Origin of the sequence: Arthrobacter sp. ok362 (genome assembly GCF_900102785.1) — a bacterium.
Lineage (GTDB): Bacteria > Actinomycetota > Actinomycetes > Actinomycetales > Micrococcaceae > Arthrobacter.
This window is the reverse complement of record NZ_FNGC01000025.1, coordinates 17,124-38,875: the sequence shown is the minus strand read 5'-3', so window position 1 is coordinate 38,875 and position 21,752 is coordinate 17,124. Positions and strand designations below refer to the sequence as shown.

At 66.5% G+C, this 21,752-nt stretch carries 20 protein-coding genes; 12 read left to right on the top strand and 8 right to left on the bottom strand.

The features are described 5' to 3' along the window. Window positions 1-190: 190 nt before the first annotated feature. From BLQ10_RS21470 to BLQ10_RS21460, 3 genes are all read left to right on the top strand, one after another. Entirely contained in the window at window positions 191-1,000 is an 810-nt protein-coding gene (locus tag BLQ10_RS21470) for a GAF and ANTAR domain-containing protein (protein ID WP_254785710.1), read from the top strand. A 95-nt stretch (window positions 1,001-1,095) separates the two neighbouring features. Continuing rightward, complete coding sequence (locus BLQ10_RS21465; RefSeq protein WP_091565013.1) at window positions 1,096-1,641, top strand: hypothetical protein; 546 nt, start codon at window positions 1,096-1,098, stop codon at window positions 1,639-1,641. 111 nt (window positions 1,642-1,752) lie between these two features. Beyond that, window positions 1,753-2,781, top strand: coding sequence for a thioesterase domain-containing protein (locus BLQ10_RS21460; RefSeq protein WP_091565020.1), 1,029 nt, complete (start codon window positions 1,753-1,755; stop codon window positions 2,779-2,781). A 9-nt stretch (window positions 2,782-2,790) separates the two neighbouring features. On the opposite strand, the gene BLQ10_RS21455 is transcribed toward BLQ10_RS21460, so the two are convergent. Then, complete coding sequence (locus BLQ10_RS21455; RefSeq protein ID WP_091565012.1) at window positions 2,791-3,621, bottom strand: HAD-IIA family hydrolase; 831 nt, start codon at window positions 3,619-3,621, stop codon at window positions 2,791-2,793. Between the two features lie 58 nt (window positions 3,622-3,679). Here BLQ10_RS21455 and BLQ10_RS21450 point away from each other — a divergent pair, with 58 nt between their 5' ends. The 4 genes from BLQ10_RS21450 to BLQ10_RS21435 all read left to right on the top strand — a co-directional run bounded on the left by BLQ10_RS21450 (window position 3,680) and on the right by BLQ10_RS21435 (window position 8,030). Next, on the top strand, window positions 3,680-4,357 hold the full coding sequence (locus tag BLQ10_RS21450) for a TrmH family RNA methyltransferase (protein ID WP_091565011.1): 678 nt from the start codon (window positions 3,680-3,682) through the stop codon (window positions 4,355-4,357). Between the two features lie 84 nt (window positions 4,358-4,441). Then, a complete protein-coding gene (locus BLQ10_RS21445; protein WP_091565010.1) occupies window positions 4,442-6,421 on the top strand; it encodes a S53 family peptidase in 1,980 nt (659 codons plus the stop codon). Window positions 6,422-6,585: 164 nt separating this feature from the next. Beyond that, window positions 6,586-7,605: a class II fructose-bisphosphate aldolase gene (fbaA, locus tag BLQ10_RS21440; protein ID WP_091565009.1), complete on the top strand. Its 1,020-nt coding sequence runs from the start codon at window positions 6,586-6,588 to the stop codon at window positions 7,603-7,605. A gap of 2 nt (window positions 7,606-7,607) precedes the next feature. Beyond that, entirely contained in the window at window positions 7,608-8,030 is a 423-nt protein-coding gene (locus BLQ10_RS21435) for a DUF3151 domain-containing protein (protein ID WP_091565008.1), read from the top strand. Between the two features lie 206 nt (window positions 8,031-8,236). Here BLQ10_RS21435 and BLQ10_RS21430 read toward each other — a convergent pair whose 3' ends face one another. Continuing rightward, a complete protein-coding gene (locus tag BLQ10_RS21430) occupies window positions 8,237-8,869 on the bottom strand; it encodes a uracil-DNA glycosylase family protein (RefSeq protein WP_091565007.1) in 633 nt (210 codons plus the stop codon). A 173-nt stretch (window positions 8,870-9,042) separates the two neighbouring features. Next, entirely contained in the window at window positions 9,043-10,293 is a 1,251-nt protein-coding gene (locus BLQ10_RS21425; protein ID WP_091565006.1) for a cobalamin-independent methionine synthase II family protein, read from the bottom strand. 454 nt (window positions 10,294-10,747) lie between these two features. Here BLQ10_RS21425 and BLQ10_RS21420 point away from each other — a divergent pair, with 454 nt between their 5' ends. Further along, window positions 10,748-12,037, top strand: a complete 1,290-nt coding sequence (locus BLQ10_RS21420) for an adenylosuccinate synthase (protein WP_091565019.1) — start codon at window positions 10,748-10,750, stop codon at window positions 12,035-12,037. A gap of 104 nt (window positions 12,038-12,141) precedes the next feature. On the opposite strand, the gene BLQ10_RS21415 is transcribed toward BLQ10_RS21420, so the two are convergent. Further along, a complete protein-coding gene (locus BLQ10_RS21415) occupies window positions 12,142-12,795 on the bottom strand; it encodes a GntR family transcriptional regulator (protein ID WP_091565005.1) in 654 nt (217 codons plus the stop codon). Between the two features lie 110 nt (window positions 12,796-12,905). Between BLQ10_RS21415 and BLQ10_RS21410 the strand changes: the two genes are divergently transcribed. The 4 genes from BLQ10_RS21410 to BLQ10_RS21395 all read left to right on the top strand — a co-directional run bounded on the left by BLQ10_RS21410 (window position 12,906) and on the right by BLQ10_RS21395 (window position 16,293). Further along, on the top strand, window positions 12,906-13,916 hold the full coding sequence (locus tag BLQ10_RS21410; RefSeq protein WP_091565004.1) for a 1-aminocyclopropane-1-carboxylate deaminase: 1,011 nt from the start codon (window positions 12,906-12,908) through the stop codon (window positions 13,914-13,916). 379 nt (window positions 13,917-14,295) lie between these two features. Further along, window positions 14,296-14,808: a hypothetical protein gene (locus tag BLQ10_RS21405; protein WP_091565003.1), complete on the top strand. Its 513-nt coding sequence runs from the start codon at window positions 14,296-14,298 to the stop codon at window positions 14,806-14,808. A gap of 130 nt (window positions 14,809-14,938) precedes the next feature. Continuing rightward, entirely contained in the window at window positions 14,939-15,487 is a 549-nt protein-coding gene (locus BLQ10_RS21400) for an RNA polymerase sigma factor (protein ID WP_175558723.1), read from the top strand. Continuing rightward, window positions 15,484-16,293, top strand: a complete 810-nt coding sequence (locus BLQ10_RS21395) for a hypothetical protein (protein WP_091565001.1) — start codon at window positions 15,484-15,486, stop codon at window positions 16,291-16,293. The genes BLQ10_RS21400 and BLQ10_RS21395 overlap by 4 nt, the downstream gene beginning before the upstream one ends. A gap of 96 nt (window positions 16,294-16,389) precedes the next feature. Here BLQ10_RS21395 and BLQ10_RS21390 read toward each other — a convergent pair whose 3' ends face one another. The 4 genes from BLQ10_RS21390 to acs are packed head-to-tail and all read right to left on the bottom strand — an operon-like array spanning window position 16,390 to window position 21,633. Then, on the bottom strand, window positions 16,390-16,887 hold the full coding sequence (locus BLQ10_RS21390; protein ID WP_091565000.1) for a CoA-binding protein: 498 nt from the start codon (window positions 16,885-16,887) through the stop codon (window positions 16,390-16,392). Next, window positions 16,884-18,233, bottom strand: coding sequence for an O-acetylhomoserine aminocarboxypropyltransferase/cysteine synthase family protein (locus tag BLQ10_RS21385; protein ID WP_091564999.1), 1,350 nt, complete (start codon window positions 18,231-18,233; stop codon window positions 16,884-16,886). The genes BLQ10_RS21390 and BLQ10_RS21385 overlap by 4 nt, the downstream gene beginning before the upstream one ends. Further along, a complete protein-coding gene (gene sfnG, locus BLQ10_RS21380; RefSeq protein ID WP_091564998.1) occupies window positions 18,233-19,426 on the bottom strand; it encodes a dimethylsulfone monooxygenase SfnG in 1,194 nt (397 codons plus the stop codon). Before sfnG ends, BLQ10_RS21385 begins: the two co-directional genes overlap by 1 nt. After that, the gene (acs, locus tag BLQ10_RS21375) at window positions 19,423-21,633 is read right to left on the bottom strand and encodes an acetate--CoA ligase (protein ID WP_254785709.1); all 2,211 of its coding nucleotides are present in this window, start codon (window positions 21,631-21,633) and stop codon (window positions 19,423-19,425) included. Before acs ends, sfnG begins: the two co-directional genes overlap by 4 nt. Between the last annotated feature and the right edge of the window lie 119 nt (window positions 21,634-21,752).

Genomic DNA, 21,752 nt, shown 5'->3' with positions numbered 1-21,752 from the left:
CTCTACCTGTCCGCCAAGTCTGGCAGGCAACCCACGTCTTGCTTTGAAGAGGAGGTTCCAGCCCCAAAAACCCGGCTACCTCATATCGTCTAGGCGTTCCCCTCCGGCCGGCGCGGGTGGACGGGGTATGGGCCGTGACCTATCATTTGTCCCATACCCGTCCGTTCCATTTACCTGGAGAACACGCGCCATGCTCCCGTCCGAAAAGTCCCTGAACAGCGGTGTGAATCGTGGTCCGGAAGGCCAGGGCGCCGACATCTCCGTCGGTACGGTCGACCAGATTCAGAACCTGATCCTGGACAGCGCGGACTTCGAAGAGTTCCTGAACGAACTCGCGCGTTTTTCCGCGCACCAGGTGGCAGGCTCCGGCGACGACGCGCTGTGCGGAATTACGCTGCTGCGGGACCGCAAGGCCGCCACGATCGGGTGGAGCAGCGACTCCGCCCGCGAAGTGGACGAGATCCAGTACTCCCTGTCCCAGGGCCCCTGCCTGACCGCTGCCAAGGAGGAGCGGGAAGTCTACGTTCCCGACCTCTTCGACGAGGACCGCTGGGGCCCCGACTACGCCGCCGCCGTCGCCTCGCACGGCCTGCGCTCGGTGTTGTCGGTGCCATTCCACCTCCAGGGCGACGCCCAGGCGGCGCTGAACCTCTACTCCGATGTCCCGCGCAAGTTCGACGGCGACGTCGCGGCCCGGGCCCGCGGCTACACCCGCGAAATCTCCCAGGCGCTGCGGCTGGCAGTTCGGTTCTCGCTGCACACGGACAGCGCCACCAACCTGCGCGCCACGCTTGAGTCTCGGACTGTCATCGACATGGCGATCGGGATCGTCATGGCGCAGAACCGCTGCGACCAGGAAACCGCGGTCCGGATCCTCACCGATGCCTCCAGCAACGGCAACGTCAAACTGCGCGATATCGCCACCTCGCTAGTGCAATCTGTGGGCGGAACGGCAACCCGGACGCACTACGAAGAGCCGGGCCGGCGACAGGCAGGCTGAACCGGCAGCCGCCTATGACTTGTGTGCGACCACAAGCGCGGATACGCTGAATGAGGTTGAGCCGTCGGCCATAGACATCCTTCTTTGGAGTACCTATGGACCAAACACTGCAAGCCCACGTCAAACTCGATGTCGTTTCCGACGTCGTCCGGATTAGTGTCCGGGGGAGCCTCACGCAAGCTTCCCGCCCCTCCCTGATGCAAATTATCCAGCGCGTTCGCCGCATGGGGATCATCTCGCACATCCGCGTCGACCTCGGCCTGGCCGCCTTCGTGGAATCATCGGCGCTGGCCGGCCTGCGCAACGACCTCAACGCGATCGACGGCAGGAGCGCCAGCTCGGACACCGCAGGCATGCCCGCCCCCGGCGGCGTCTCCCTGGAGCTGACCCCGCACCGCGACGATTCCGCCGCATTGCCCACCCTGAACATGTCCGGGGAACTCCTGGCCTCCGTCGATCCCTCCGGCACCCGTCAGCTGACCCGGTTCTCCGACGACGAACTCCTCGCCGCGAGCGACTCCGTGTTCGGCCTGCTCGACGACCCCGCTGACATGGCCCGCTCCGAACTGCTGGCGACCTATGACGAGATCGGCATGGAGATCAGCCGCCGCGAGGTCGGCCGCGAGCCCGAGCCGGTATAGCCACGCTAGCGGCGCCGAAGGCGCCGCTTCAGGCTGCCCTCCTGGCCTCCGGGCTGGACCGGTTTCTCATCCCCGCCGGACCGTGGATACGGTAGTAATGTGCCGGCCGAGATGGAACCGAACCATCCGCGAGGCCCCGGTGCTGCCGAGGCCCGCATGCTCCGCCGCGCCGTCGAGCTTAAGCGGGTTTCCCGGCGCACGTTCCTGATCGGTGCCGGGTCCGCGTCGCTGCTGGCGGCGGACATGCTGTTCACGCACCGCGTACAGACCGAGCGGCGTGTCACCCGGATCCTCGAAGTGCCCGATGACGTCGCCGAACGGTATTATCCCCACGCCAGCTGGATCCTGTTCCCCGGCTACAAGACGAGCTGGGAAGAAGCGCTGTGGATCCTGAATGCCCTGCGCGGATCCCTGAACAAGAGGGGCCAGCTCGCCGCCGTCGGGTATTCCAACGAGGGGCTGGACATCGACGAGGTGGTCATTGCCGTGATCGAGCACGTGCGCGCCCACAATCTCACCACCCTCTACTTCTACGGCCACAGTTTCGGCGGCATGGTGGCAACCCAGGTGGCCGCCCGGCTGCGGGAGCTGCACGGCCTCGAAGTGGCGTTCATCCTCCTGGACTCCAGCCCGGCCAGCCGGCACGACGTCCTGGACCAGAGCTGGTTTGAGGGCGTGGTGCTGCTCTACGAAAGCGGGTTCCGCTTCCCCTCAGTGCTGCGCGGCGGCTATGAGCTCGGCGAGAGGATGCTGCACAAGAATGAGCGCAGTTGGGGCCAAGTCGTGGACCAGACCCTGGAACAACTGTCTCCGATCGCGCCGTCCAGTGTGCTGATTCAGTCCGAATCCGCCTACATCTACCACTTTGAGGTCAGCCGTTTCGTCGGGAAGCTCGGCGAAACAAAGATGGCCTTCATCGGCAACCCCCGGGACAAGACTGTGGACTACGAGACCGCCCGGGATACGTGGTCACTGACCTTCAAGGCCAATATGGCCTCAGATGACCTGCGCACTGACGGAGCGAGGCCGGAGCACGCGAGCCCGGGCTGGAGTCCGTTCGTCTACCGGCCCATCATCGACAAACTCCAGGACGATCTCTTCCCGCTGCCGGGCGGCGGCGGGAAGATGACCGCGTTCTGAGCGTATTCCTCAGATCTGGTTCTTGAGGTCCGCCACGGAATTCAGGATCTGGTTCGGCCGGAACGGGTACGTGGCAATGTCGTCCCGGTGGGTGATGCCGCTGAGCACCAGCACCGTGTGCAGGCCCGCTTCCATGCCGGCGATGATGTCGGTGTCCATGCGGTCGCCGATCATGGCCGTGGTTTCCGAGTGGGCGTCGATCTGGTTCATCGCCGACCGGAACATCATCGGGTTGGGCTTGCCCACAATGTAAGGTTCGCGGCCCGTGGCCTTGGTGATGAGGGCAGCGATGGCCCCGGTGGCAGGCATGGGCCCGTCCTTCGAGGGCCCGGTGGCGTCCGGGTTGGTGGCGATGAAACGCGCGCCGGCCAAGATCAGGCGGATGGCCATGGTGATGGCTTCAAACGAGTAGGTGCGGGTCTCGCCGAGCACCACGAAGTCGGGGTTCTGGTCGGTGAGGATGAAGCCTGCCTCGTGGAGCGCCGTCGTGAGTCCTGCTTCGCCGATCGTGTAGGCGCGGTTCCCCGACTCCGAGCCGCGGACCTGGTCCTTGAGGAACTGGGCAGTGGCCAGGGCCGAGGTCCAGATGTTCTCCTCCGGGATTTCCAGACCGGAGGAACTCAGCCGTGCTGCGAGGTCCCGGGGCGTGAAGATCGAGTTGTTGGTCAGCACGAGGAACCGCTTGGAGGTGTCCACCCAGCGCTGGATCAGCTCCGATGCGCCCGGGATGGGCTGGTTCTCGTGGACCAGCACGCCGTCCATGTCCGTGAGCCAGCACTCGATTTCCTGGCCGCTGCGGTACACCGACGCCGATGAACGTACTTCGTCTGACTCTGCCATGGGGGACCTCCGCCGGTGGTGATGTGCTGCTTACTGGGTCCCAGTCTAATGTTGAGGGGTGACTGAACAGCCCGAAAGCCCGGCCCCGTCCCTCCCCGCCGCAGAGGAAGGGCCGGAACCGAAGGCGGAGGTCGGCGTCGGCCCCTGGGAAGGCGAGCTTCCACAGGGCGAGCGCTGGGATCCAGACCTCCTGGCGGATGGCGACCGACGCAATGTGGTGGACAAGTACCGCTACTGGAAGCACGAGGCGATCGTGGAGGACCTGGACTCGAAGCGCCACAATTTTCACATCGCGATCGAGAACTGGCAGCACGACCTCAACATCGGCACCGTGGTCAGGACCGCCAACGCGTTCCTCGCCAAGGAAGTCCACATCATCGGGCGACGCCGGTGGAACCGCCGCGGGGCCATGGTCACCGACCGCTACCAGCACGTCCGCCACCACCCCACCGTTGAGGACTTCGTGGCCTGGGCGCAGGGGGAGGGGCTGGCGATCATCGGGATCGACATCTTCCCGGACTCCGTCCCGCTGGAAACCTACGAACTGCCCAAGGACTGCGTCCTGGTCTTCGGCCAGGAGGGCCCGGGCCTGACGCCTGAGGTTCACGACGCGGCGCTGGACACCTTGTCGATCGAGCAGTTCGGCTCCACCCGTTCCATCAACGCAGCCTCCGCCGCCGCGATCGCGATGCACGCCTGGATCCGCCGGCACGTGTTCGGCCAGATAGTTTCCTGAGGCACCTATAGTCAGATCGGATTTCGCCGTTTAGGCTCTGGCGTGTGCGGGTGCACTGGGTGCCCGCTTAGGGGAAGGCATTTCATGAAGAAGGTCGCAACTTCGCATTCCCGGCGCGCCACGCGCCTGCTGGCGCTTGGAACATCGCTGGCTTTTGCCATCGGTCTGACCGCAACAGCCGGGGTCGCCGCCCCGCCGACGCCGCCGCCGTCGAACAACTATCCGGGTTCAGTGCCCCCTTGGGCAGGGTCCCGCGCCAAGACCGGCACCCCGCTGAGCAATACGACCGTTGAGGGCGAGATCTACCTGAACCTGCCCGATGCCGGAGCGGCCAAGGCGTTTGCGACGGCCGTGTCCACTCCGGGTAATCCGAACTACCAGCAGTACCTTTCGCCCTCGGACTGGATCGCCAAGTACGGACCGGCCAAGGCTGACGTCACTGCGCTCGTTAATTACCTGAAGGCGCAGGGCATGGTGGTTACCTCGGTCCCCGCGAGCGGCCTTTACGTGGTCTTCCGCGGAACCGTCTCCCAGATCAATGCCGCATTCAGCACAACCGAGCAGACCTATTCGTTCCAGGGCCAGAGCCTGATTGGCCCGTCCAGCGCACCCTCCCTGCCGGCGAACCTCGCCGCCAAGGTCCAAGCGATCTCCGTCGACCAGGGGCGGCTGCTCACCCGCCCGTCGCTGGCAACGCCCGGCGGATCCTCGGACCTGGCCCAGCCGTCAGGCAAGCCCGTCGGCCCTGCGCCAGTTGATGCGCCCTGCTCGAACTACTGGGAGCAGAACAAGGTCACCGTCCCGGCGGCGTACGGCTCAACGAGCTTCGGTACCGGCATTTGCGGCTACACCCCGTCCCAGTTGCAAGGCGCCTACGGGGTGACGTCCCCGTCGACAGCCGGCGCGGGCCAGACCGTGGCGATCATCGACGCCTACGCCTCGCCCAGTATCGAATCGGACGCGAACACTTACTCGCAGAAGAACGGCCTCCCGGCCCTCAAAGCAGGGCAGTACCAGCAAATCGTGCCAGACTCCCGGTTGTTCATGGACCAGGCCCTGTGCGGACAGCCCAGCGGCTGGCAGGGTGAGCAGACGCTCGACGTCGAGGCCGTCCACGGACTCGCCCCCGCCGCGAATATTCTCTACGTCGGAGGGAACAACTGCGGCGCGGGTATTGACGTGGCGATGTCCACCATCCTAGACAAGAAGCTCAGCAACATTGTCAGCAACAGCTACGGCTACGTGGGTGAGGCGGTCTCCCCGAACGCGCTGATGGGCATGCAGAACATTCACCTTCAGGCGGCAGGCGAAGGCGTCGGGCTCTACTTCTCCAGCGGCGACAACGGCGACGAGAAGGCCAGCCTGGGCTACGCGTCGCCGGACTTCCCGGCCAGCTCGCCGTTCGTTACGGCCGTCGGCGGAACCAGCCTGGCGGTCGGCAAGAACAACGACTATCTGTTCGAAACCGGTTGGGGAACCACCCGCACCCGGATCGTCCAGAATCCCGACGGCAGCCTCAGCTACGCCGGTGCCCAGCCGGGTGCGTTCCGTTTCGGTGCCGGCGGCGGAACCAGCGCGGTGTTCGCCCAGCCGAGTTACCAGCAGGGCACGGTCCCGGCTGCGCTGGCCAATGGATATCGGGTGTCCCCGGATGTCGCCTCGCTCGCCGATCCCTACACCGGCTACCAGGTAGGGATCAGCCCGATCACCAACGACCACGTACTCAAGACCGGTTCCTATGAGACGACGCAGTATGGCGGAACCTCGCTGGCCTGCCCGCTGACGGCGGCACAGATGGCGATCGCGCAGTCTGCGACCGGAAAAACCGTCGGCTTCGCCAACCCGGCCATCTACGCGGCGGCGAAGACGGGCAACTCCGGAGCGCGGGACGTGGCGCCGCAGTCCAGCCCCCAGGCCATGGTCTTCTCCAGTCCAGTCAGTGGCGCCAGCTACCTGGTCGGCACCGACAACGACACATCGCTGGCGACCGCGCCGGGCTATGACGCCGTCACCGGCGTCGGCAGCATGACCGTCCGGTTCGCGACGAGCATCGCGGGACAGTAGCCGGACGACGGCGCACCGGCAGGGCGCCGTAACACCTCTGCCTACGTCCGTTGCCGGGTCCGGGAACATTTCCCGGACCCGGCTTCACGTATTCGGCTCCGGGACGCACGTGGCTAGGATGTAGATAGCCATGTAGCTACCACTGCTTTCGACGAGGAGTCAGCATGCCCATTGCAACCCCAGAGATCTACTCCGAGATGATCGACCGCGCAAAGACGGGTGGCTTCGCCTTCCCGGCTGTCAACGTCACGTCCTCCCAGACCCTGAACGCCGCCATGCGCGGCTTCGCCGAGGCTGAGTCCGACGGCATCGTCCAGGTCTCCACCGGCGGCGCGGCTTACTGGTCCGGTGCCTCCACCAAGGACATGGTTGCCGGCTCCCTGGGCTTCGCGGCCTTCGCCCGCGAGGTCGCCAAGAACTACGGCGTCAACATCGCCCTGCACACGGACCACTGCCCCAAGGACAAGCTGGACGGCTTCGTGCTCCCGCTGCTCGCCGCATCCGAGGCCGAGGTCAAGGCCGGTCGCAACCCCTTCTTCAACTCGCACATGTGGGACGGCTCCGCCGAGACCCTGCAGGAAAACCTGCGGATCGCCCGTGAACTGCTCGAGCGCACCGCGGCCGCCAAGATGATCCTCGAAGTTGAGATCGGCACTGTTGGCGGCGAGGAGGACGGCGTTGAGAACGCCATCAATGACAAGCTCTACACCACGGTCGAGGACGCCCTGGCCACCATCGACGCGCTCGGTTCCGGCGAAAACGGCCGCTACATCACGGCGCTGACCTTCGGCAACGTGCACGGCGTCTACAAGCCGGGCGGCGTCAAGCTCCGCCCGGAGATCCTCAAGGACATCCAGGAGCAGGTGGGCGCCAAGATCGGCAAGTCCAACCCGTTCGACCTCGTGTTCCACGGCGGCTCCGGCTCCTCGGACAAGGAAATCGCGGACGCCGTCTCCTACGGCGTCATCAAGATGAACATCGACACCGACACCCAGTACGCCTACACCCGCCCGGTGGTGGACCACATGTTCCGCAACTACGACGGCGTGCTGAAGGTCGACGGCGAGGTCGGCAGCAAGAAGCTCTACGATCCCCGCGTCTGGGGCGCTTCCGCCGAGGCCGGCCTGGCCGCCCGGGTAGTCGAGGCCGCCCAGCAGCTGGGCTCCACCGGCAAGACGTTCTAGCCATGTCCGACGAGTTCCGCAAGAACCTGATGGGTCCCGAGCCCACGCTCCTGCCTGCCGAGAATGAGATCTACCAGCACCTCGCGCTCGGCCAGGAAGCCGTGGACCTCGTGGCGAAGCACCCCACTTCCTCGCTCCTGTGGGCCATCCTGGCCGAGGAGGCGTGGGAGGAAGGCCGCACCATTGATTCCTACGCGTACTCGCGGGTGGGCTACCACCGCGGCCTGGATTCGCTGCGCCGCAACGGCTGGCGCGGCGTCGGGCCGATCCCGTGGGAGCACGAACCCAACCGCGGCTTCCTGCGCTCCCTCTACTCGCTGGGCCGTGCGTCCGCGGCGATCGGCGAGGCCGAGGAGCCGGAGCGGATCGAAAAGTTCCTCAAGGATTCCGATCCCGGCGCAAGGGCCGCCATCGAGTCTGAGTAACTGCGCTAACGACGACGGCGGGCTCCCACCTTGAGGTGGGAGCCCGCCGTCGTTAAGGTTCAGCGTGCGGCCGAGGTTAGGGTGCGGGTGGTGGGCCCACGCCCGCCGGGTTACCTGACCGAGCCTGCGAGGTTAGGGTGCGGGTGGTGGGCCCACGCCCGCCGGGTTACCTGACCGAGCCTGCGAGGTTAGGGTGCGGGTGGGGATTAGCTGGCCTTGGCCAGGCCCGTGCGGGCCATGGCATCCGCGTACGCGGTGTGCATCTCGGCCAGGTACTCTTCCTGCCGGGTCGGGGTGCCGGCGAACGCCCGGCCGCTGAGCGAGCGGACCTTGTAGGTCTTCAGGCCGCGGCGCCAGATCATGGGCACTTCGGTCTTGAGCAGCAGGTTGGCCAGGCGGTTGGCCTCGGTGCCGTGGGCCACGATCACGGAGGCGCGGGGCACAAGGGCCAGGAACTTCAGCAGCGGCTTGAGGCCCGCGGAAATTTGGTCCGGCGTGAACTTGCCGTTGGGCTCGCCTGGGACGTGCCACGGGTGGACGTTCCACGGCATCACGAATTCGGGGCGCAGGCCCAGCTTCCATTGGATGCCCAGCATGCGGGTGGCCGCCTCGTCATCGCCGGCGGTGATGAAGCCTGACGCATCCGCGGTGCCGATGTTGGAGTACAGGCTGATGATGCGGCACTCATCGACGTCGTGCATGGGGTCCACGTAGGGGACAGCGGTGCCAGCCTTGGTTGCCTGAAGGGCGTCAAGGAGCTCGTTGACGGGGGCGACGCTAGGTTCGTACCGGCGGCTCAGGAGCTCTTCGCGGAAATTTTCGGTGGCCAGTGCTGTCATATGTTGCTGGGTCTCCTGCGGGATTGGCAAAGCTGCCACACCGGCTGCGGGCACGCCAAATAGTGGCCATGCGGAGCAATGGTGTGGTTTGAAAATGTGGTGTGGACCGATTCCTGGTCGATCCTTATCAGTCTATCAAGCCCCGCGAAATGCAGCGCCGGCCCCGGCCTGGGCTACCAGAGGCGCTTGGTGGCGCGGCGTGCCCCTTCGCCGAGGGCCTCCAGCTTGGCGTAAGCAATTTGCGGATGCACCCTGCCGCCCAGCCCGCAATCTGTGGAAGCAATCACATTTTGACGCCCCACGAGGTCCGCGAAGCGCACGATCCGGTCGGCCACGAGGTCCGGGTGCTCCACGACGTTGGTGGCGTGCGAGACGACCCCCGGAATGATGACCTTCCCCTCGGGGAGCAACGCGTCCTCCCAGACGCGCCATTCGTGCTCGTGCCGGACATTGGCCGCCTCGAACGAGTAGCCGCCGGCATTGATCTGCAGGACCGAGTCGACGATGTCCGCGAAGGGGATGTCCGTGGTGTGCGGGCCGTGCCAGGAACCCCAGCAGACATGCAGCCGGATCTGCTCCTGGGGAAGATCGCGCAGCGCCCAGTTCGTTGCTTCGACCCGGAGCTGGATGAACTTCAGGTAGTCCGCCAGGCTCGGCTCGGGGTTGATCTGGTCCCAGCTCTCGGCCAGGGAAGGATCGTCGAGCTGGACCGTCAGTCCGGCGTCGATGATGGCCTTGTATTCCTCGCGCATCGCGTCGGCGCAGGCGTAGAGGAGTTCCTCATCGCTCCGGTAGTACTCGTTGGCCACGCGGGCGCACGACCCCGGGGAGAGGGAGGCGACGAATCCCTCGGTGAGGCCGGCCGCGGCCAGGCCGGTCTTCAAATTGGCAATGTCCGAGGCCACGAGCTCCTGGCCTGTGTAGGTCAGCGGCCCGGCGATCTTCGGCTGCGTGACGGCCTTGCGGTGGGCCAGGATCCCGGAGGAGGGGTCGTTGTAGGCTTCGTCGAACGTCAGCCGGTCCCGGCGGTCGGGGAAGGAGGTCAGGACGATGTGGCCCGGCGAAGAACGGTGCACCTTCGCGTCGGCCCAGCGGTCGACGTCGGTCGGCTCCAGGCCGCCGAGCCGGGAGAAGGAGTAATTCCACCAAGCGCCGTAGTCCACGGAGCTCGACATCGTGTGCCCGTACTCGCCGTCGTTGGGGATGTCGATGCCCAGCTCCTTCTGGCGCTGGACGACGTCCGCCACCGAGGTTTTGAGCAGGTCCAGGAATTCGGGCGTGATGCCGTCGGTTTCCTTGGCCTCGTTCGCGGCGATCAGCTCGGGCGTGCGGGGCAATGAGCCGGCATGGGTCACACGGATGTGGTCGATGTTCTGGGACCCGGTGTTCTGGGAGGTGGAGCTCTGGGACGTGTTCTGCGGCATGGCGGTTCCTTTCCATCGGTCCTGGCGGTAGCACCGTGGCCGGCCACGGCCGCGGCTAATCAGGCTGTGTCCGGCAGGTCGCTGCGGCTTCAACGGTCCAGGTCCCTCGGCCGCTCGGGATGCTCACTCCCACTCAATTCCACTCCGGGTGGTCCCGCAAGTGGTGCCCGCTATGTGTCGAGGCTGACCTGGTGGATGATGCAGCTATGACGAGCGCTATGCAGCAGAAAGAATCGTCCGCTGCCGCCGTCGACGCCTTCGAAGCTCCAAGCAAGGACCCAAAGCCATGCCGGTGACCGTTTTCGGCTAAACTTGGGTGGTAAGAGCCCCGGAACTCTAGCGTTGGGTAAGAGCGCAGCGGTAGATTCGGGGCATTCTCATGAACGGCGCTGAGCTGCGGCGACCACCTGGTGGATCAAACGGAGTTCGGCCCGAACGAATGGGGGAGGATCCCATGCCAGCAATCGTGATCGTCGGAGCCCAATGGGGCGACGAAGGCAAAGGTAAAGCCACTGACCTGCTTGGCGGCCGCGTCGACTACGTCGTCAAGCCCAACGGCGGCAACAACGCCGGGCACACCGTCGTCGTAGGCGGTGAGAAGTATGAGCTCAAGCTCCTTCCGGCCGGCATCCTGAGCCCGAACGCGATTCCGATCATCGGCAACGGCTGCGTGGTGAACCTGGAAGCCCTGTTCCAGGAGATCGACGGGCTGGAGGCCCGCGGCGCGGACACCTCCAAGTTGCGTGTCTCCGCCAACGCGCACCTCGTGGCGCCCTACCACCAGGTGCTGGACAAGGTTACGGAGCGGTTCCTCGGCAGCCGCGCCATCGGCACCACCGGCCGCGGCATCGGCCCGGCCTACATGGACAAGGTGGCCCGCCTCGGCATCCGCGTCCAGGACGTCTTTGACGCCTCGATCCTGCGCCAGAAGGTAGAGGGCTCGCTGCGCCAGAAGAACGAGCTCCTGGTCAAGGTCTACAACCGTCGCGACATCGAGGTGGACGAGATCGTGGAGTACTTCCTGTCCTTCGCCGAGCGCCTGCGCCCGCTGGTCATCGACAGCACCTATGTCCTGAACACCGCACTGGACGAGGGCAAGGTGGTCCTCATGGAGGGCGGCCAGGCCACGTTCCTGGACGTTGACCACGGCACGTACCCCTTCGTGACGTCCTCGAACCCGACCGCGGGCGGCGCCTCCGTGGGCTCAGGCATCGGCCCCACCCGGATCTCGCGTTCCATCGGCATCATCAAGGCCTACACCACCCGCGTGGGCGCAGGACCGTTCCCCACCGAACTGTTCGATGACATGGGCATGTACCTGCAGAAGACCGGCGGGGAGTTCGGCGTCAACACCGGCCGTCCCCGCCGCTGCGGCTGGTACGACGCCGTGCTGGCGCGCCACGCCTCCCGCGTCAACGGCTTCACGGACTACTTCGTCACCAAGCTGGACGTGCTGACGGGCATCGAGCAGATCCCAGTCTGTGTGGCCTACGACGTCGACGGCGTGCGGCACGACGAAATGCCCATGACGCAGACCGAGTTCCACCACGCCAAGCCGATCTTCGAGTACTTCGAAGGCTGGACCGAGGACATCACCGGTGCCCGCACCCTGGAGGACCTGCCGGAAAACGCCCGGAACTATGTCCTGGCCCTCGAGAAGCTCTCCGGCACGCGGTTCTCCGCGATCGGCGTCGGCCCGGACCGCGACCAGACGATCGTGGTCAACGACCTCATCAACGACTAGCACCGGCTGACGCTTCACTAACTGGCGTACGACGGCGGCGGGTCACCCTGGAAAGGGCGCCCCGCCGCCGTCGCAGTTAAGCAAGCCCCACTGCTAAGCCGGGTCTACTCTGCGGACGTGAACCGCAGCGACAGCCAGTTCTCCCGGCATGCCTTGGCGGCGGCCTCGGCGTCGCCCAGGCGGGCGAGCCGGATGATTTCGGCGTGCTGCGCCACCGATTCCCGGGCGGCAAAGGAGCCGAAACGCATCCGCTCCACCCGGCGCAGGACAGGGGTGGTTTGTTCCAGGAGATCCCGGAGCACCGGGTTGCCGCCGACCGTGACGAAGACGGCGTGGAAATCGTCATCGGCCCGCAGCGCCGACTCGACGTCCGCGCCCTGCAGGGCCTGTTCGAAGCGCGCATTGGCCTCGGCCATGGCGGAGATGTGATCCTCGGTCAGGAGCGGGACGGCCAGGCGTGCGGCCAGCTCGTGCAGCCCCGCCACCACCTGCTGCGTGCTCAGGGTCGAGGCCTGGTCGCAGGGGGCGACGATGGTCGCCTTGCCCGGCAGCGCTATGACCAGGCCGGCGCGCTCCAGCCGCAGCAGCGCCTCCCGGATAGGTGTCCGGCTCACGCCCAGCCAGGCTTCCAGTTCCGTGTCTTTCAGCCGTTCGCCGGGCTCGAAAGTGCCGTCCACAATCGCGTTCCGGAGCGACTCAAAGACGTTGTCCCGCAGCAGCGGCCGCTTGTGGACTCCGGCGAGTGAGGGAACGGGCATGCAACATATCGTATATCCCTCTTGTCCTCCCGGAACCGATACCCGACAATGCAATATATTGCATATTTGTTGTTTGCCCAACCGTTTCCCACCGCGAGCAAGGACCGACGATGGCCATCACCGATTTTGAGCGCTACCCCCTGATGTTTGGACCGAGTCCCATCCACCCGCTGCCGCGGCTCAGCGCGCATCTGGGCGGGGCGCAGATCTGGGCGAAACGCGAGGACGTCAACAGCGGCCTCGCGTTTGGCGGGAACAAGACTCGCAAGCTTGAATACTTCGTCCCGGATGCCCTGGCGCAGGGCGCGGACACCCTCGTCTCGATTGGCGGCTACCAGTCCAACCACACCCGCCAGGTCGCGGCGGTGGCCGCGAAACTGGGCCTCAAGGCCCGCCTGGTCCAGGAAAACTGGGTCGACTGGCCGGATCCGCTGTCCGACCGCGTGGGCAATATCCTGCTCTCGCGCATCATGGGCGCCGACGTCCGGCTGGAGAGTGCGGGCTTTGACATCGGCATCCGCAGCAGCTGGGAGGACGCGATCGAGGAGGTCAAGGCCGCCGGCGGCAAGCCCTACGCGATCCCGGCCGGCGGATCCGACCACAGGCTGGGCGGGCTGGGCTTCGCCAACTGGGCCTACGAGGTGGAAGAGCAGGAGCGCGAGCTCGGCATCTTCTTCGACACGATCGTCGTCTGCACCGTCACGGGCTCCACCCACGCCGGGATGATCGCGGGTTTCGCCGGCCAGGACAAGCCGCGCCGCGTGATCGGCATCGATGCGTCGGCGACCCTGACGAAGACCCGCGACCAGGTTGAACGCATTGCCCGGAACACCGCCGAGCTGATCGGCCTGGGCCGGGAACTCCGTGACGACGAAATCAACGTCATGGAGGGCTGGGCCGGGGACCTCTATGGAATTCCGGTCGATTCCACCCTGGAAGCCATCCGCCTGGGTGCCTCGCTCGAGGCCATGATCACCGACCCCGTCTACGAGGGCAAATCCCTGGCCGGGCTGATCGACCTCGTGAAAAGCCGGGAGATTCCGGCCGGCAGCAATGTCCTTTACGCCCACCTGGGTGGCCAGATCGCCCTCAACGCCTACAGCGGGCTCTTCCGGTCCTGAAGAGCTGTTGCGCTATCGCTTTCGGTCGCTCTCAGCTCTGAGAACGACGCTAAGCGATAGCGCAACGGGTGGGCCCAAAAAGAAATCAAGAAATTTGCGATTGGTGCGTAACCTTTCGGGCCCGCCCAGCGATTACCCCTTTGTAAGCGCCGCCGGAGTGTTGGACCCCCCACCAAACACCCGGTTGGCCTTCCACCGTAAGTGCCGACCGGCGCCTTCCCCCCATCTGGTCTCCGGTCGGCCCTTTACCGTAAGTGCCGGCCGGCGCCTGCCCCCATGGGCGCCGGCCAGCCTTTTCTGGCGAGAGTGGGCTGTCGACTGCCCCCCCATGAGGCCGCAGCCCGCCTTCCACCAAAAAAACAAAGGATGTATGTCTGTTATGAAGAGTGTTAGCAAGACCACCAAGATCGCTGTCGGCGCCGCCATCCTGGCAGTCGGAGGTTTCTCCGGCATCGGACTGGCCAATGCGGCCCAGATGTCCGGCACCGAGCAGGCTGAAGTGAACCACGCTACGCCCGCCACGCCAGCTGTTCCGGCCGTCCCGGCGACGCCTACGCTCCCGGCAAAGCCCGCCGTCCCGGCCGTGCCCGCGGTTCCGGCGGCGCCGTCGACTGATGGCTCCGTCAAGGGCGACGCCGACGTTGACGGCACCGAGGGTGCCGGCGAAGGCTCCGTTGACTCAAAGGACGGCGCCACCGTCAAGGGCGACGCCAGCGTCAAGGGTGCTGCCGGCGAGGCACGCGCCAACGCCAACGTCAAGGCCGCAGTTCCGGCGACCCCGGCCATCCCCGCGGTCCCCGGCGCCAAGGGCGTCCCGGCAACCCCGGCAACCCCGGCAACCCCGGCCGTTCCGGCCCAGCCGTCCGTCGAGCTGCCCCAGCACGACAAGTAATTTCCGGCTGTTCAGCCTGGACCCGGCACGGGTCTGAAAGCAAGGAGGGAGCCCTCACTTTGAAGGGCTCCGGGGTGCGGCCGCTAGACTTACGGGGGCCGCACCCCAGCAGTAACGGAAGGACAGCCTCTTGGCACAGCAGCTAAGCGACGACGAATTGTCAGCCGCATTAGCTGGCGACCCATCAGGTTTCAGCGCCGTGTACACGGTGATGTCCCCGGCCGTGCTGGGCTACTTCCGGGCCCGGGGCGTGGACGACGCCGAGGCCCTGACCCAAGACGTGTTCGTGGACATCCTGCCGAAACTGGCCGGCGTGAGCGGCGGCCACACGGGTCTGCGGACGTTCATTTTCTCCGTCGCGCACGCCCGGCTGGTCGACTACAGGCGGCGGGCAGAACGCACGCCGCACCTGGCCGAATACGACCCCCTGAACGACGCACGCTACTCGGCATCGGCCGAGGACGAGGCGCTCGGATCCCTGGGCGGTATCTCGGACACTCTCGCGAGGCTCAATGAGGAGCAGCGCGAAGTTCTGGTCCTGCGGATCGTCGCGGACCTTTCCATCGAACAGGTGGCCGGCATCATGGACAAGACGCCGGGTGCCATCAAACAGCTTCAGCGCCGCGGGCTCAGTGCCCTGCGCGAACTCGTAACCGAAAAGGACCACGCAGCATCATGACCGGCACCCGCGACCCCCACCAGGATGGCAGCATCCACGCGATGCTGAGCGACTCCGGCCTCGAATGCGCGGCCGAGCTCCGGAGCGCGCTCGAACAGCTCCGCGCCGTGGTCCCGGATGCGGCTCCCACGCCCCGCGCCGACCTCGCGGCCCTGCTCGCCGCGGGGGCAGCCGCCCCTGCTTCAGCCACGACGACGGCGCTGCCGGCTGTCGAGTCCGCGAAGGACGCCGCCGATGAATCGCTGCCGACCGGAATCACGAGCCTCGCCGAGCGCCGCGGCCGGAAGCGTCGCCTGGCAATCGTCGGTGGCGCCGTCGTCGGTGCCATGACCCTTGGTGCCGGCGCCGTGGCGGCATCCAGCGAGGACTTCCGGCTCAGCGTCAACCAGAGCGTCGACGCCATCTTCCAGCCCGAGGGGGACGCCACACAGGCCCCAGAGCCTGTCCAGCCGTCGCCGGCCTCGATCCCCGTCTTCCCTGCTCCTGCCGCGACGTCGCCCGCAGGAACTCCCGGGGCTGCCCCATCCAGCAATGCACGTACGGGCGCGGGATCGGACGGCGACGAGGACTCGGACAAGAAGGCCGGACGCAAGCCGCGCACCACGCCGCCCGCCGTCGGGCGTAACGGTATCCTGCCGACGCCGGGCCAGCGGCCGGGGATGCCGGCGCCGGCCCTCCCGGGCTACGGCAACAACGGCAACGGCGATGGCAACGGCGATGACAACGAGGACCTGCCGCGTGTTCCGGGCCGCATCACCCCGACCCTGCCCGGCGTCGTTCCGACCAAGGCCCCTGTCCACCCTTAAACACCCCCATAAACCTGTTGCGCTATCACTTAGGCGGTTCTGAGAGCTGAGAACGACCCAAAGTGAGAGCGCAACGGGTGGGCTGGGCGGGAGCTGTTAGGCCAGGACCTGCCGTTTGGAGGAGATGACGCCGGTGTCGAAGCCGGCCAGGTGCAGGCCGCCGTGGAACCGGGCATGCTCAATCTTCACGCAACGGTCCATCACGACGTCGAGCCCGGCGGCTTCGGCTTCTTTGGCAACGTCCTCATGCCAGGAGCCCAATTGCAGCCAGAGGGTCTTGGCGCCGGCGGCGATGGCCTCGTCCAGGACGCCGGGCAAGTCGCCGTGCTTGCGGAACACGTCCACAATGTCGGGGCTTTCCGGCAGATCCGCGAGCGAGGCATACGTCGGCTGACCCAGGATTTCCTTGACCACCGGGTTCACGAAGTAGACCTTATACCGGGTGGAGGATTGCAGGTAGGTGGCCACGAAATAGCTGGCGCGCGACGGCTTGTCGGATGCGCCCACAATCGCGATCGACTTCGCCTGCCGCAGCAGGTTCAGGCGCTCCGGCGCGGACGGTCCGGTCCAGGTCCTGGTTTCTTCCGTGCTCATGCGTTCGCTCCGATCGTGCAGGTGTCGGCCGGCTGTGCCTCCGCGTGCGGCTCCACGGTCCTCAGGGACGCCGCGTCCAGGGCCTGGTCCAGGTCCCAGAGGATGTCGTCGATGTCCTCGAGGCCCACGGAGATGCGGACCAGGTCCTCGGGGACACCGGCGGACTCGAGCTGTTCGGGGCTGAGCTGCTGGTGGGTGGTGGACCCGGGGTGGATGACCAGGGTCCGGGAGTCGCCCACATTGGCCAGGTGCGAGGCCAGCTGCAGGGACTCGATGAACTTCTGGCCCGCGGCACGGCCGCCCTTGACGCCGAAGGAGAAGACCGAGCCCGGACCCAGCGGCAGGTATTTCTTGGCCCGCTCGAAGTGCGGGTGCGAGGGCAGGCCGGAGAAGTTCACGTAGGCAACGCGCTCGTCCGCCTCGAGCCACTCGGCCACGGCCTGCGCGTTCTTCAGGTGCTCGTCGAGGCGCTGGGGGAGCGTTTCGACGCCCTGCAGCAGCTGGAAGGCCGACTGCGGGGACAGGGCCGGTCCGATGTCACGCAACTGTTCGCAGCGCAGCTTGGTCAGGAAGCCGTATTCGCCGAAGTTGCCCCACCAGGACACGTTTCCGTAGGAGGCCACGGGCTCGGTCATCGTGGGGAAGTTGCCGTTGCCCCAGTCGAAGCGGCCGCTTTCCACGATCACGCCGCCCAGGGTGGTGCCGTGGCCGCCAAGGAACTTGGTGGCGGAGTGGATCACGATGTCCGCCCCGTGCTCGATCGGCCGCACGAGGTACGGCGTGCTCAAAGTGGCGTCGACGACGAGCGGGACGCCGGCGTCGTGCGCCACCTTCGCGAGGGCGGCAAGGTCCTGAACCTCCGAGGACGGGTTGGCCACCACCTCGACGAAGATCGCCTTGGTGTTTTCCCGGACTGCCGCGGCGTAATCCGCCGGGTCGGTGCCGGGGACGAACGTGGTGTCCACGCCGAAACGGCGCAGCGTGACGTCCAGCTGGGTCACCGTGCCGCCGTAGAGCTGGGACGCGGCCACGATGTGGTCCCCGGCCTGGGTCAGCGCGGCGAAGGTGATGAACTCCGCCGCCATGCCCGAGGACGTGGCCACGGCGCCGATGCCGCCCTCCAGGGAGGCGACGCGCTCCTCGAACGCGGCCACGGTGGGGTTGCCGATCCGGGAGTAGATGTTGCCGTATTTTTGCAGCGCGAAGAGGTTCGCGGCGTCCTGGGTGTCCTTGAACACGAAGGAGGTGGTCTGGTAGATCGGCACGGCACGGGCGCCGTGCTCGGCGTCGGGGGTGCCGCCGGCGTGCAGCGCGCGGGTGCGGAAACCGAACTTGCGGTCAGCCATTACGCAGCCACCTCAACGTTTGCCACCGGGGCCTGGGACAGGTCCAGCTCGACGCCGTTCTTGCGTGCCAGGTCCGCCTCGAGCTCGCGGACGATCGGCAGGACGTCCTGACCGAACGCGGCGACTTCCTCCTGGAAGTGCAGGTAGCCGGTGAGGAACAGGTTGACGCCGATCTTCTTGTACTCCACGATCCGTTCGGCGATCTGCTCCGGCGTGCCGATCAGCTGGGTCTTGAAGCCGTCGTTGTACTGGACCAGGTCCTCGAAGCTCGAATCGGCCCACATGCCCTTGCCGTCCTTGGTGGACGCTCCGGCTTCCTGCACGGCGGCGCGGAACCCCTCGACGGCGGGCTTGTGCGCCTTCTCGACGATCTCGCGGAGGGTGTCGCGGGCTTCCTTTTCGGAATCACGGGCGATCACGAAGCCGTTGAGGCCAAACTTGGGGGAGGCGAGGGCACCCTCGGTGCCGCGCCGGGTTTCTCCGGCGGCGGCGACGACGCCGGCGATGTTGTCCTTGAACCCTTCGAGGTCCTTGCCGTTGGAGAAGTACCAGTCCGCCGCGCGGCCGGCGGTGGCCTGCGCGGCCGTGGAGTTGCCGCCGAAGAAGATCTCCGGGTGTGCCCGGCCCGGCACGTCCACCGGGGCCGGGTTCAGGGTGAAGTCGGTGATGTTGTAGTACTTGCCGGACTGGCTGTATTCCTGCTCGGTCCAGAGCCCGCGGAGGACCTTGATGAATTCCTCGGTGCGGACATAGCGCTCGTCGTGTTCGAGCCATTCGAGGCCGAAGTTGGTGAATTCGTCCTTGAGCCAGCCGGAGACGATGTTCACTGCTGCGCGGCCGTTGGAGATGTGGTCCGCGGTGATGATGTACTTCGCCAGCACGCCGGGGTGCCACATGCCCGGATGCACGGCAGAGATCACCTTGAGGCGCTCGGTGGCGGCCAGCAGCGCCAGGCTGAACGAGGTGGCCTCGTGCTGCTTGTCCGCGCCGTAGGAGGCAGCGTACCGGGTTTGGGTCAGGGCGTATTCGAAGCCGGAGTTTTCCGCGATCCTGGCCAGCTTCTTGTTGTACTCGAAGTCCCAGCCGGTGCGCTGTTCGATGGTGGAGACCACCAAGCCGCCGGAGACGTTGGGAACCCAGTAGGCGAACTTGAGCGGTTCGGAAAGTCGGGCGACGTTGCTGATTTCACTCATGAGTGTTCCTTTACTTCCGGGGTATTTCGGGTGCGCAGCACATCCTGGATGCCCGCGATGGATGGTTCGTTCTGGAGCGACGTGGTGTCCCCGAGCGTGGTTCCTTCGAACAGCTGGGTCAGCAGCCGGCGCATGATCTTGCCGCTGCGGGTCTTGGGCACATCGGGAACGACGACGACGTCCCGCGGCTTCGCGATCGGACCGATCGCCTTCGCGACGTGCGCCTTCAGCACACCCTGGATGTCGGGGGTGGCCGCCGAATCCTTCACCACCACGAAGGCGACGATCGCGTGGCCGGTCTTTGGGTCCGCGACCGGGCACACGCCGGCCTCCACCACGTCCGGGTGGGAGACGAGAGCCGACTCGATTTCGATGGTGGAAAGCAGATGTCCTGAGACATTGAGGGTGTCATCCACCCGCCCGAGGATCCAGATGTCGCCGTCGTCGTCGTACTTGGCGCCGTCACCGGCGAGGAACCAGCCCTGTTCGGCGTATTGGCGCCAGTACGAATCGAAATAGCGTCGCGGGTTCCCCCAGACCGTCCGGGCGATCGCGGGTCCGGGGGAGTCCACCACGATGAAACCCTGGACGCCCGGCGGAACCATATTGCCGGCGTCGTCCACGATGCGCGTGCTGACGCCGGGCAGCGGGCGGGCCGCGCAGCCGGGCTTGAACGCGGCGTCCGTCGGTGCGGGGGAGAGGATGGTGGCGCCGGTTTCGGACTGCCACCAGGTGTCCACTACCGGGGCGGTGCCGGCGCCGATGTTGGCCCGGAACCAGCGCCAGGCCTCGGGGTTGATGGCCTCGCCGACCGTGCCGAGCAGACGGATGGAGGAGAGGTCGTACGTGTCCGGGACGCCATCCGGGAACCAGCCCATGAGGGAGCGGACCAGGGTGGGCGCCGTGTAGTACTGCGTGACCCCGTAGCGTTCGATGATCTCAAAGTGCCGGCCCGGGTGCGGAGTGTTGGGTGTGCCCTCGAAAATGACCTGGGTGGCGCCGTTGGAGAGCGGGCCGTAGAGCTCGTAGGTGTGCGCGGTGACCCAGGCGAGGTCGGCCGTGCACCAGTGCACGTCCTGGTCCCGCAGCGCGGGGTCGGGGTTGCTGAACAGGTGCTCGAAGCTCCAGGACGCCTGCGTGAGGTAGCCGCCGGAGGTGTGCACAAGGCCCTTCGGCTTGCCGGTGGTGCCGGAGGTGTACATGATGAACAGCGGCGTCTCGGCGTCGAACGCTTCGGCTTCGTGGACCTCGGAGGCGGTCCCGACGGCGTCGTGCCACCACACGTCGCGACCCGTGGTCATCGGGACGGTCTCGAGCTCGTCCGCCGGAGTAGTCCTGTTGACCACCAGGACGTGCTCGATGGCGTTGTCGCCGGAAACGGCGGCATCCGCGTTGTCCTTGACCGGAACGGCGGTGCCGCGGCGGAACTGGCCGTCCGTGGTGACCAGGAGTTTGGCGCCGGTGTCCTCCACCCGAAACTTCAAGGCCTCGGCGGAGAAGCCGCCGAAGACCAGGGAATGGATGGCGCCGATGCGGGCCACGGCAAGTGTGATAATCACGGTTTCGGGGATGACCGGGAGGTAGATGACCACGCGGTCGCCCTTGGTGATGCCCAGGTCCAGGAGGGCATTGGCGGCTTTGGACACCTCGCGCTGGAGTTCGGCGTAGGTGACGGCGCGGCGGTCACCGGGCTCGCCCTCGAAGTGCAGGGCCACCTTGTCTCCGTGCCCCGCCGCTACATGGCGGTCGACGCAGTTGTAGGCGACATTGAGCCTGCCTCCTTCGAACCAGGTGATCTGCGGGCCGGTCCCGGCCCCGACGTCGGCCGGGACGCGGCGGTGCGCGGTGTGCCAGGGCTTGCCGCCGTCCGAGGAGCCGGCGGGCAGGTCGGCCCAGTCGAGGCGGAGGGCCTGGGTTTCCCAGAACGCCACAGTCTCTGCCTGGACTGTCCCTGCGGTGGCTCTGCTTGCCGTCCCGGTGCTGTGCCGGGGGGTGGTGCTGCGGTGACGCGCCGGTCCGTCGATGGGGGCGCCGTGCACTGCGCCGTCCGTGGGCTCGGTCAGGGACCATCCCGATGAGCCGCGAGAGGAGCCGGGCGCGTCACGCAGCCCTGCTTCGTTCGCCGTCGCGTCCGAAGTGGTTTGTGGGGATGCCTCGGACGCTGTCCGTGCAAAGGTGGGCAGGGCGGAAGAATTCTCAGGGGTCATTGCAGCACTCCATCGGTCCTGGCAGTAGCACCCTTGGTTCCTTCAGTTCCCTCGAATTTCATCGAAGGAGAGCGGAACAGTTCCGTGGGAATGGTCGTCTCACGTCACCGGGGGTTGCT

What these genes read in the sequence shown, in the direction of transcription:
- BLQ10_RS21470 (WP_254785710.1), top strand. Translation starts at nt 191, where the DNA reads ATGCTCCCGTCCGAAAAGTCCCTGAACAGCGGTGTGAATCGTGGTCCG.
- BLQ10_RS21465 (WP_091565013.1), top strand. Translation starts at nt 1,096, where the DNA reads ATGGACCAAACACTGCAAGCCCACGTCAAACTCGATGTCGTTTCCGAC.
- BLQ10_RS21460 (WP_091565020.1), top strand. Translation starts at nt 1,753, where the DNA reads ATGGAACCGAACCATCCGCGAGGCCCCGGTGCTGCCGAGGCCCGCATG.
- BLQ10_RS21455 (WP_091565012.1), bottom strand. Translation starts at nt 3,621, where the DNA reads ATGGCAGAGTCAGACGAAGTACGTTCATCGGCGTCGGTGTACCGCAGC.
- BLQ10_RS21445 (WP_091565010.1), top strand. Translation starts at nt 4,442, where the DNA reads ATGAAGAAGGTCGCAACTTCGCATTCCCGGCGCGCCACGCGCCTGCTG.
- fbaA (WP_091565009.1), top strand. Translation starts at nt 6,586, where the DNA reads ATGCCCATTGCAACCCCAGAGATCTACTCCGAGATGATCGACCGCGCA.
- BLQ10_RS21435 (WP_091565008.1), top strand. Translation starts at nt 7,608, where the DNA reads ATGTCCGACGAGTTCCGCAAGAACCTGATGGGTCCCGAGCCCACGCTC.
- BLQ10_RS21430 (WP_091565007.1), bottom strand. Translation starts at nt 8,869, where the DNA reads ATGACAGCACTGGCCACCGAAAATTTCCGCGAAGAGCTCCTGAGCCGC.
- BLQ10_RS21425 (WP_091565006.1), bottom strand. Translation starts at nt 10,293, where the DNA reads ATGCCGCAGAACACGTCCCAGAGCTCCACCTCCCAGAACACCGGGTCC.
- BLQ10_RS21420 (WP_091565019.1), top strand. Translation starts at nt 10,748, where the DNA reads ATGCCAGCAATCGTGATCGTCGGAGCCCAATGGGGCGACGAAGGCAAA.
- BLQ10_RS21415 (WP_091565005.1), bottom strand. Translation starts at nt 12,795, where the DNA reads ATGCCCGTTCCCTCACTCGCCGGAGTCCACAAGCGGCCGCTGCTGCGG.
- BLQ10_RS21410 (WP_091565004.1), top strand. Translation starts at nt 12,906, where the DNA reads ATGGCCATCACCGATTTTGAGCGCTACCCCCTGATGTTTGGACCGAGT.
- BLQ10_RS21405 (WP_091565003.1), top strand. Translation starts at nt 14,296, where the DNA reads ATGAAGAGTGTTAGCAAGACCACCAAGATCGCTGTCGGCGCCGCCATC.
- BLQ10_RS21395 (WP_091565001.1), top strand. Translation starts at nt 15,484, where the DNA reads ATGACCGGCACCCGCGACCCCCACCAGGATGGCAGCATCCACGCGATG.
- BLQ10_RS21390 (WP_091565000.1), bottom strand. Translation starts at nt 16,887, where the DNA reads ATGAGCACGGAAGAAACCAGGACCTGGACCGGACCGTCCGCGCCGGAG.
- BLQ10_RS21385 (WP_091564999.1), bottom strand. Translation starts at nt 18,233, where the DNA reads ATGGCTGACCGCAAGTTCGGTTTCCGCACCCGCGCGCTGCACGCCGGC.
- sfnG (WP_091564998.1), bottom strand. Translation starts at nt 19,426, where the DNA reads ATGAGTGAAATCAGCAACGTCGCCCGACTTTCCGAACCGCTCAAGTTC.
- acs (WP_254785709.1), bottom strand. Translation starts at nt 21,633, where the DNA reads ATGACCCCTGAGAATTCTTCCGCCCTGCCCACCTTTGCACGGACAGCG.